We start from the raw sequence: 8,491 nt of genomic DNA on the forward strand, positions 1-8,491 counted from the left end.
GGATACTTCTCGTCGCCGCTCGGTCAGAGGGAGACGCCGTGCTGACGCAGGTAGGCGATCGGGTCGACGTCCGAGCCGTAGCTCGGGCCGGTGCGGACCTCGAAGTGCAGGTGCGGGCCGGTGGAGTTGCCGGTGGAGCCGGAGAGGCCGATCTGCTGGCCGCCGGTGACGGTCTGGCCGACCGAGACGTTCAGCGAGGACTGGTGGGCGTACTGGGAGTACATGCCGTCCTCGTGCTGGATGACGACCTCGTTGCCGTACGAGCCGCTGTTGCCGGCCGAGACCACGGTGCCCGGGCCGATGGCCAGGACGGGGGTGCCGGAGGCGGCCTGGAAGTCCGAGCCGGTGTGGTAGCCGCTGGACCAGCTGGCGCCGGAAGCGCGGTACTGGGTGGTGACGTTGGCGTTGGCCAGCGGGGCGGACCAGCCGGAGCCGGTGGCCTCGGAGGAGCCGGTCTGCGCCGAGTTGCCGGAGCCCTCGGAGTCGTCGGCGGAGATCGTGTCGCCCTTCGGGGCCTCCTTCGGCGCGGCCTTCGGGGCCGGTTCGGCCTTCTTCGGGGCGGCCTTGGGGGCGGCGGACTTCTCGGCCGGGGCGGAGCCCTTGGCGCCGAGCGTCAGCTTCATGCCCGGGTGGATCAAGCCGGGGTCGTCGCCGACGGTGGAGCGGTTGTCCTGGTAGAGCTTCTCCCACCCGCCCTTGAGCTGGTGCTCGGCGGCGATCTTCGAGAGGTAGTCGCCGGAGACGACGGCGTACGTCTTCGGGGCGGCCTTCGACGCGGCGGGGGCGGCTGCCGGAGCGGTGTGCGCGGCGGCGACCGAGGCGGCGGCGGGCTTCGCGGCCGGGGCGGCCTGGTCCGCGGCGTTCGCGGCGGTGGCGCCGATGAGCGGGAGGGCGAGTGCGGCGCCGCCGGTGCCTGCGGCGAGGACGCCGCGGGAGATCGGGCCGGACTTGGGACGACGGTGCTTACCCTTTGCGGGCATGGGGAAGTTCCTCTCCGGCGCCTGCGAGGTGAGCTGTCGGGTTCGGGCTGGAGATGCCCGGTCGCGTTGCGGCGACCTCACCCCTAGCCGGCCCGGATCACTCCGGACCGGCGGCTTACCTGGTTCCCCCGCTCCTGCCACACGTGAGTGGGTGGGTGCGAATTCCGGGCGGCGGCAGGATTAGGCGATCCGTCCGGATTGACGGTGACCGTAAACCGGTCAGGACGGGCGGAACAAGCCATCGGTTGCGCGCCGGAATCATCGATTCGATATCGCTCCGGATTTCCGGTCACACTCCGTGGATTACGGATCTTGGATTTCCGTGCGGAGAACGGGAATGGCTAGGGGCGCGTTCACCACGGACCGTCACGGATATGATCCCGCTCACCTCCGAAATCTCATCTCCCCCATTAGCGGGGCATGTTCTGCGAAATGCACCAATACGGACACGCCGCGGACGACACCTCTGACGCCGGGTCAGGCCGGCCCGCCCGGCGCTCCGCACCGGGGAGGCAACCGTGATGATTTTCCGCCGAATCGATGTCGTATCGTCACGGGAGCGCCCTCGCCGGCGAGCCGCGCCGACGCCAGAGATCCCAGGAGCCACCGTGACGCAGCAGGTGCCGCAGGTCCCGCCGACAGAGACCGCGCTGACCGGAGTCCGCAACTTCCGCGACGTGGGCGGGCTCCCCACCACGGACGGGCGGCGCACCGCCTTCGGCCGGCTCTACCGCAGCGGCCACCTGGCGCACGCCACCGCCGAGGACGCGGCCTTCCTCGGCGGTCTCGGACTGCACACGATCTTCGACTTCCGCCACTCCGCCGACCACCGGCTCGACGGGTACGACATCGAGCTGGCCGGTGTCCGCAATGTCAGCATTCCGCTCTCGGACCCGGCCGACGGCGCGGAGTTCTGGCGACTGGTGGGCGACGGGAACATCGAGCAGCTGCGCTCGGTCCTCGCGGACGGCAAGGGCGTCGACCGCATGATCCGGATGTACCGCGCGACGATCGAGGACCGCACCGCCGAGCACAGCCGGGTCCTGCATGCCCTGGCCGAGGACAGCGTCCCGGCGCTGATGCACTGCGCGGCGGGCAAGGACCGGGCCGGCCTGTCGATCGCGGTCGCCCTGCTGGCCGTCGACGTCCGGCCGGAGGCGATCGAGGAGGACTACCTCAAGTCCAACGACCTCCACCGCCGGTACAAGGTGAAGCGCACCGACACGTCCCGGGCCGGCATGTCGCCCGAGGTGATGGAGCTGCTGGACCCGCTCTTCGGGGCGCGGCCCGCCTACCTGGCGGCGGCCTTCGCGACCATCGAGGAGAACTGGGGAACGACGGACCGCTATCTGTCCGAAGGGCTGAAGGTCTCCCCCGAGACCCGGCAGCGGCTGCGCGAGCGGCTGCTCGACGAGAGCTGACCCCGCGGGCGGAGGGCCACGCCGGGCAGGCCGTCACTTGCTCCCGGCCACCACGAAGAGCAGATAGAGGAAGGCCGCGATGACGTGGCCCGCCACCAGGTAGGCGAAGAGCCGGATGACGACACCGCGTGGCATCCGCTTCTCCTGCGGGTCCTCGTTCGGGCGGTGCCCGGGGCCCAGCGGGTCATAGTGTTCGGAATCGGACATGACGGTCCTCTCTGCCGGCCTCCCGGCCGGTGAAGCGAAGGATGCTGCGGGCGGGGGACGGCCGGTCAGCGCGCGTGGAGGCCGTTGCCGAGGCAGAGCTCGGCGGCGGGACTCTGCAACAGGGAGTGGACGAACAGCAGCTCCGCTCCGCAACGGTCGACGGCCGCGATCCGGTGCGGGGTGAGCGAGTCGAAGTGGGCGCTGTCGCCGGGTTCGAGGTCGTGGACGGTGTCGCCGAGCCCGACCCGCAGCCGGCCCTCCAGGACGTACAGCCATTCCTCGCCGGGGTGGACCCGGACCAGGTCGCCCTGGGCGCCGTACGGGACGCGCACCCGCAGCGCCTGCATCGCGCGGCCGGAGCCGCCCGCCTGCCGGTACATCCAGCCGTCGGCCTCCGCCCCCTCGAAGCCGCCGCCGCGCACGATCGCGTCCCGTTCGGGCGGCTGCTCGCCGAGCAGCTCGGAGACCGTCGTACCGTAGATACGGGCGAGGCCCAGCAGCATGGGCAGCGAGGGCTGCCTGCGTCCGGTCTCCAGCCGGGAGAGGTGGGCCGGGGAGAGTCCGGCCCGCTGCGCGGCGGTCTCCAGGGTGAGGGCGCGGGCACGGCGCAGATCGCGCAGTCGGGGTGCGACGCCGGGGAGCTCGTCCGGCGCCCCTTCGTCCGAGGGGTTCATGCCTCTATTGGGCCAGGACCTTTCCTCTGAGGCAAATAACTTGCCTCAGAGGCAAACGCCGACTCAGCGGTTGGCCACGGCCTGCTTGACCAGCGTCCGGCCGAAGTCCCACATCAGGCCGCCGCCGCTGTGCGCGTCCTCCATGACGGCGGTGAACGCCGTCACGAAGCGGTCCACCTCCGCGTCCCCGATGACCAGGGGCGGGATCAGCTTGATCACTTCCAGGTGGTCGCCGGAGACCTGGGTGAGGATGCGGTGCTTCTGAAGCAGCGGCACCACGACCATCTGGGCGAAGAGTCCCTTGCGGGCCGCCTGGAGCATGGTCCAGCGGCTGCGGAGTTTCAGCGACGAGGGCCGGCCGAACTCGATGCCGATCATCAGCCCGCGGCCGCGCACCTCGTGGAGCAGTTCGTAGCGGTCCACCAGGGCGGCCAGCCGCTCGCGCAGCAGGTCGCCGGTGCGCCGGGCGTTCGCGACGGTCTCCTCGTCCTCCATCACCGTCAGGACGGCGAGCCCGGCCGCCATCGCCTGGGCGTTGGAACCGAAGCTCGCGGAGTGGACGAGGACCCGGTCCATCGAGGAGTAGACCTTGCGGAAGATCCAGTCCTTGCCGAGGGTCGCGCCGACGGGCACATAGCCGCCGGAAAGCGCCTTGGCCACGCAGACCAGATCGGGTTCCACGCCTTCCTCGTGCTGGTAGGCGTAGAAGTCCCCGGTTCGGCCCAGGCCCGTCTGGACCTCGTCAGCGATCAGGAGCGCCTTGTGCCGGTGCAGCAGCTCCTGCGCCTCGCGCAGGTAGCCCGGCGGCGCGGCGTGCACGCCCTTGCCCTGGATCGGTTCGACGACCAGGGCGGCGACGTCGCCCCGCTTCAGTTCGCGGCGCAGCGCGTCCAGGTCGCCGAGCGGGACGGCCGTGTCGGGGAGCAGCGGGGCGAAGCCGTCGCGGAAGCCGCTCTCCCCGTTGACGGACAGCGAGCCCGTGGTGAGCCCGTGGAAGGCGTGGTCGCAGTAGAGGACCCGAGGCTTCCCGGTGGCGTACCGGGCGAATTTCAGTGCCGTCTCCACCGCTTCCGTACCGCTGTTCCCGAAGAAGACGCGGTCCAGGTGCGGGCTGTGGGTCAGCAGCTTCTCGGCGAGCAGTCCGGGCAGCGGCTGGCAGTCGAAGCGGGTGAGGTCGGCGAGCTGGGCGTCGAGCACGTCGTGGAGGGCCTTGCGGACGACCGGGTGGTGCCGGCCGATCCCCATGACGCCGAACCCGGCGAGCATGTCGAGGTAGTCGTTGCCCTCCGCGTCCCAGAAGTACGCGCCCTCGGCCCGCTCGTAGACCTTGTCGAAGCCGATGGTGTGCAGCATGCGCGGCAACTGATGGTTCAGGTGGCGCGCATGCAGCTCGTACCGCTCGGCCCCGCGCTCGGCCAGGAGCCGCCCGAGGTCGAAACCGCCCGGCCCGCCGTCCGTCACCGGTTGCCGCCCACGCTCTCCCGTGCCGCGCGCAGGGACTCCTTGAGCGATCCCATGGTGGCGAGCACGGCGGTGGGTTCGTAGCCGCAGTGCGCCATGCAGTTGGCGCAGCGCGGGTCCTTGCCCCGGCCGTACTTCTCCCAGTCGGTCTCCTCGATGAGCTGACGGTACGTCGGTACGTAGCCGTCGCTCATCAGGTAGCAGGGGCGCTGCCAGCCGAAGAGGGAGTAGTTCGGGATCGCCCAGGCGGTGCACGGGAAGTCCGCCTTGCCTTCCAGGAAGTCCAGGAAGAGCGGGGAGTGGTTGAGCCGCCAGCGGGCCCGGTTGCCGCCCGCGAACGCCTTCTTGAACAGTTCGCGGGTCTGCTCGACGCCGAGGAAGTGCTCCTGGTCGGGGGCCTTCTCGTAGGCGTAGGCGGGCGAGATCATCATCTCGTCGACGTGCAGGTCGTCGTTGAGGTAGTTGAGGACCTCGATGATCGTCTGCGGGGTGTCGGTGTTGAAGAAGGTGGAGTTGGTGGTGACGCGGAAGCCGCGCTCCTTGGCCTCCTTCATCGCGGCCACGGCCTCGTCGAAGACGCCTTCCTTGGCGACCGACTCGTCGTGCCGCTCGCGCAGTCCGTCGATGTGCACGGCGAAGGCGAAGTACGGGGACGGGGTGAACTTGTCGAGCTTCTTCCGCATCAGCATCGCGTTGGTGCAGAGGAAGACGTACTTCTTCCGTGCGACGAGCTGACGCACGATCTCGTCGATCTGCGGATGCATCAGCGGCTCGCCACCGGCGATGGACACCATGGGGGCACCGGATTCGAGCACCGCGCCCACCGCCTGGGCGACCGGCATGCGCTGCTTCAGGACACCGGCCGGGTGCTGGATCTTGCCGCATCCCTCGCAGGCGAGGTTGCAGGCGAACAACGGCTCCAGCTCGACGATCAGCGGGAACTTCTCACGCTTGCGGAGCTTCTGTTCGAAGAGATACGTCGCAACCTTGATGGTCTGGCGGAGCGGCATGGCCATCTAGCTCACCTCCTGGGGAGCAGTAAAGATCGGTGCCATTCATAGAAAGCCGGAAGGACGGCACGAAGTACGCGGAACGCTGATATTCCACCGCGGACCGTACCGATACGGACGAGCTCATGCTCTGGAGCGTCCACGACCACCCGGACGGCCGCAACCGGGCGCGGTCCGTGACACAGGGCGGTACGCAGGGTCGCGGCGGACTCCATGTCGACCGCGATGGCCCCGCCCGCCCGCAGCGCGGCCCGCTCGAGCCCTCGTACGACGTGGTCGGAGCCGGTCAGCGGGCCGGTGTGGATCCTGCGGCCGGGGACGGCCCGGGAGAGGGCGGCGACCAGGACGCCAGTGCCGGTGCAGGGGGTGGCGCCGTCCGCGTCCCGGGTCTCCTCGGCGACGACGAGGTCCCCGGGGTGCATCCCCGGGGCGAGTCCGGCGCAGAAGCCGGAGGCGATCACGGCGGCGTCGGGGACGCCGCCGGGGCCCAGGAGGCGCGCCACGGCCGCCTCCGCCGCCCGGGGGCCCATGCCGGTGCGCAGTACCCGGACCGGGCCCGGGGCGCTCCTGCCGCTGCGCAGGGCCACCTGCTCGATGCCGAGGGCGCAGGCGACCAGCAGCGGCGTCACGGGGCTCCCGGGTCCCCGCGGATCGCCCATCAGGCCCCCTCGGCGGCGCCCGGGCGGTCCGCGAACGGGTCGCCGTGCACATAGCGCCCGAGTGCGGTGAGGGGGAAGACCTGGCGGTAGAGGTGGTAGTTGATCGAGAAGTCCCAGGGGAAGCCGGTGCCGGTGAAATACGGCTCGTCCCAGGAGCCGTCGGCCTGCTGCGCCTCGGTCAGCCAGGTGACGCCCCGGGCGACCGCGCGGGTGTCGCGGCGGCCCGCGGCGAGGAGGGCGAGCAGCGCCCAGGCGGTCTGGGAGGCGGTGGACTCACCGTGCCCGATCCACTTCTCCTCCTGGTAGGAGCGGAGGTCCTCGCCCCAGCCGCCGTCGTCGTTCTGGACGGACTCCAGCCAGGTGACGGCCCGGCGGATCGCGGGGTGTCCGGCGGGCAGTCCGGCGGCGATCAGGGCGGGGACCACGGACCCGGTGCCGTAGACGTAGTTGACGCCCCAGCGGCCGAACCAGGCGCCGCACGCCTCCTGTTCGGCGAGCAGCCACTCGATGCCCTCACGGGTACGGGGGTGGTTCGCGAGGCCCTCGACAGCGAGCATCTCCACGACGTGGCCGGTGACGTCGGCCGAGGGCGGGTCGATCACCTCGCCGAAGTCGCAGAAGGGCAGCCGGTTGGGGAAGGGGCTGGTGTTGTCGGCGTCGAACGCGCCCCAGGCTCCGTTGCGGGACTGCATCCCGAGGTTCCAGCGGACCCCGCGGGCGATGGCGGCTTCCAGCCGGGCGGGGTCGGGGTGGCGCACCCGGCGCAGCGCCAGGACGACTTCGGCGGTGTCGTCGATGTCCGGGTAGTTGTCGTTGTGGAACTCGAACGCCCAGCCTCCCGGGGGCAGTTCGGGTTTGCGCACCGACCAGTCACCGGGTCTGGTGATCTCCTCGGCCAGCATCCAGTCGGCGGCCTTCACCAGGGCGGGGTGGTCGGGTCTGAGTCCGGCGTCGGCCAGGGCGATGGTGGCCAGGCAGGTGTCCCAGACGGGCGACTGGCAGGCCTCGATCATGCGGGCGCCGTCCTCGCGGTGGACGGCGAACCGGTCGAGGGAGGCCAGGCCGGCCTTCATCACCGGGTGGTCGAGGTCGTAGCCGAGGAGGTGCAGGGCGATGACGGAGTAGACGGCGGGCGGCTGGATCCCGCCCCAGCAGCCGTCGTTCTCCTGTCGCTCGATGATCCACCGGGCGGCCACGTTCATCGCGATACGGCGCAGCAGGCGCGGGGCGACCTTGTGGTAGAGGTGCAGCCCTTTGTCGAGGCGCTGGAAGAGTCCGTCCCAACTGGCGGGCGGGGCAAGCTTTCTGGCCGGATTGGGGTGGCCCGGGTCGGTGTGCAGCTCGTCCAGCGGGAAGGGCGCGGGCCGCACCGGGCGCTTCGCGGAGACGATAGTGAGCGGCACGATGGTCTGCCGGGCCCAGCAGCCGAAGTCGTAGATGTTGAGCGGCACCCACTTGGGGAAGAACATCAGCTCGGGCGGCAGTTCGGGGAGGTCGTCCCACTTCCACCAGCCGAACAGGGCCAGCCAGATGCGGGTGAAGACGCGGGCGGCCGCGATGCCGCCCTGCTCCCGAATCCAGCCGGAGGCGCGGGCCATGTGCGGTTCGTCGGGGCGGTCCCCGGCCAGCCGCAGGGCGACGTACGCCTCGATGGTGGCGGAGAGGTCGCCGGGTCCGCCGTAGAAGGTGTTCCAGGTGCCGTCGCCGAGCTGTTCGCCGCGGATGAAGAGGGCGGCGGCCCGGGTGGTCTCGGGGTCCTGGATACCAAGGAACTGGCGCAGGAGCAGGTCTTCGGCGTCCATCGTGACGTTGGTGGCGAGGTCGCCCTTCCACCAGCCCTGCTCGTCCTGCCTGCCGAGGAGGTGCTCCACGGAGCGTTCCGCGGCCTGCCGCGCGATGTCGGTGACATCGTCGGCGGCTGTTCTCGTGTCGGTCGTGTAGGTCGGAACGGCGGCGGGAGCCCCGGTGGTTCTCGCGGCCCCGGTCGATCCGTCGGTCGTCGCTGTCATGAGCTTCCCCTTACGTGCAGTCGGTTCTCTGCTGTGCTGGGGTCTCCGTCGGCCGACGCCCCATGAGGGG

General features: G+C 70.7%; 8 protein-coding genes and 1 riboswitch. Of the genes, 1 reads left to right on the forward strand and 7 read right to left on the reverse strand.

Features of this window, described 5'->3' with window-relative positions; all coding sequences use genetic code 11:
- Positions 1-23: 23 nt before the first annotated feature.
- Positions 24-980, reverse strand: coding sequence for a peptidoglycan DD-metalloendopeptidase family protein (locus ACFWM7_RS31050; protein WP_383266938.1), 957 nt, complete (start codon positions 978-980; stop codon positions 24-26).
- 3 nt (positions 981-983) lie between these two features.
- A riboswitch (cyclic di-AMP (ydaO/yuaA leader) is annotated at positions 984-1,144 on the reverse strand.
- Between the two features lie 444 nt (positions 1,145-1,588).
- Here ACFWM7_RS31050 and ACFWM7_RS31055 point away from each other — a divergent pair.
- A complete protein-coding gene (locus ACFWM7_RS31055; protein ID WP_383266941.1) occupies positions 1,589-2,401 on the forward strand; it encodes a tyrosine-protein phosphatase in 813 nt (270 codons plus the stop codon).
- A 33-nt stretch (positions 2,402-2,434) separates the two neighbouring features.
- On the opposite strand, the gene ACFWM7_RS31060 is transcribed toward ACFWM7_RS31055, so the two are convergent.
- The 6 genes from ACFWM7_RS31060 to shc all read right to left on the reverse strand — a co-directional run bounded on the left by ACFWM7_RS31060 (position 2,435) and on the right by shc (position 8,421).
- The gene (locus tag ACFWM7_RS31060) at positions 2,435-2,608 is read right to left on the reverse strand and encodes a DUF6126 family protein (RefSeq protein ID WP_383266943.1); all 174 of its coding nucleotides are present in this window, start codon (positions 2,606-2,608) and stop codon (positions 2,435-2,437) included.
- Positions 2,609-2,673: 65 nt separating this feature from the next.
- Positions 2,674-3,282 carry a helix-turn-helix domain-containing protein gene (locus ACFWM7_RS31065; RefSeq protein WP_383266946.1) on the reverse strand — a complete coding sequence of 203 codons (609 nt, stop codon included), beginning with the start codon at positions 3,280-3,282 and terminating at the stop codon, positions 2,674-2,676.
- A gap of 63 nt (positions 3,283-3,345) precedes the next feature.
- Positions 3,346-4,743, reverse strand: a complete 1,398-nt coding sequence (locus ACFWM7_RS31070; protein ID WP_383266949.1) for an aspartate aminotransferase family protein — start codon at positions 4,741-4,743, stop codon at positions 3,346-3,348.
- Entirely contained in the window at positions 4,740-5,759 is a 1,020-nt protein-coding gene (gene hpnH, locus ACFWM7_RS31075; RefSeq protein WP_383266952.1) for an adenosyl-hopene transferase HpnH, read from the reverse strand. The genes ACFWM7_RS31070 and hpnH overlap by 4 nt, the downstream gene beginning before the upstream one ends.
- Positions 5,760-5,764: 5 nt before the next feature.
- Positions 5,765-6,412, reverse strand: a complete 648-nt coding sequence (locus tag ACFWM7_RS31080; RefSeq protein ID WP_383266954.1) for a 1-hydroxy-2-methyl-2-butenyl 4-diphosphate reductase — start codon at positions 6,410-6,412, stop codon at positions 5,765-5,767.
- Complete coding sequence (gene shc, locus ACFWM7_RS31085) at positions 6,412-8,421, reverse strand: squalene--hopene cyclase (RefSeq protein WP_383266956.1); 2,010 nt, start codon at positions 8,419-8,421, stop codon at positions 6,412-6,414. The genes ACFWM7_RS31080 and shc overlap by 1 nt, the downstream gene beginning before the upstream one ends.
- Positions 8,422-8,491 lie beyond the last annotated feature (70 nt).

Source organism: Streptomyces sp. NPDC058375 (assembly GCF_042723425.1).
Classification (GTDB): Bacteria; Actinomycetota; Actinomycetes; order Streptomycetales; family Streptomycetaceae; genus Streptomyces; species Streptomyces durocortorensis.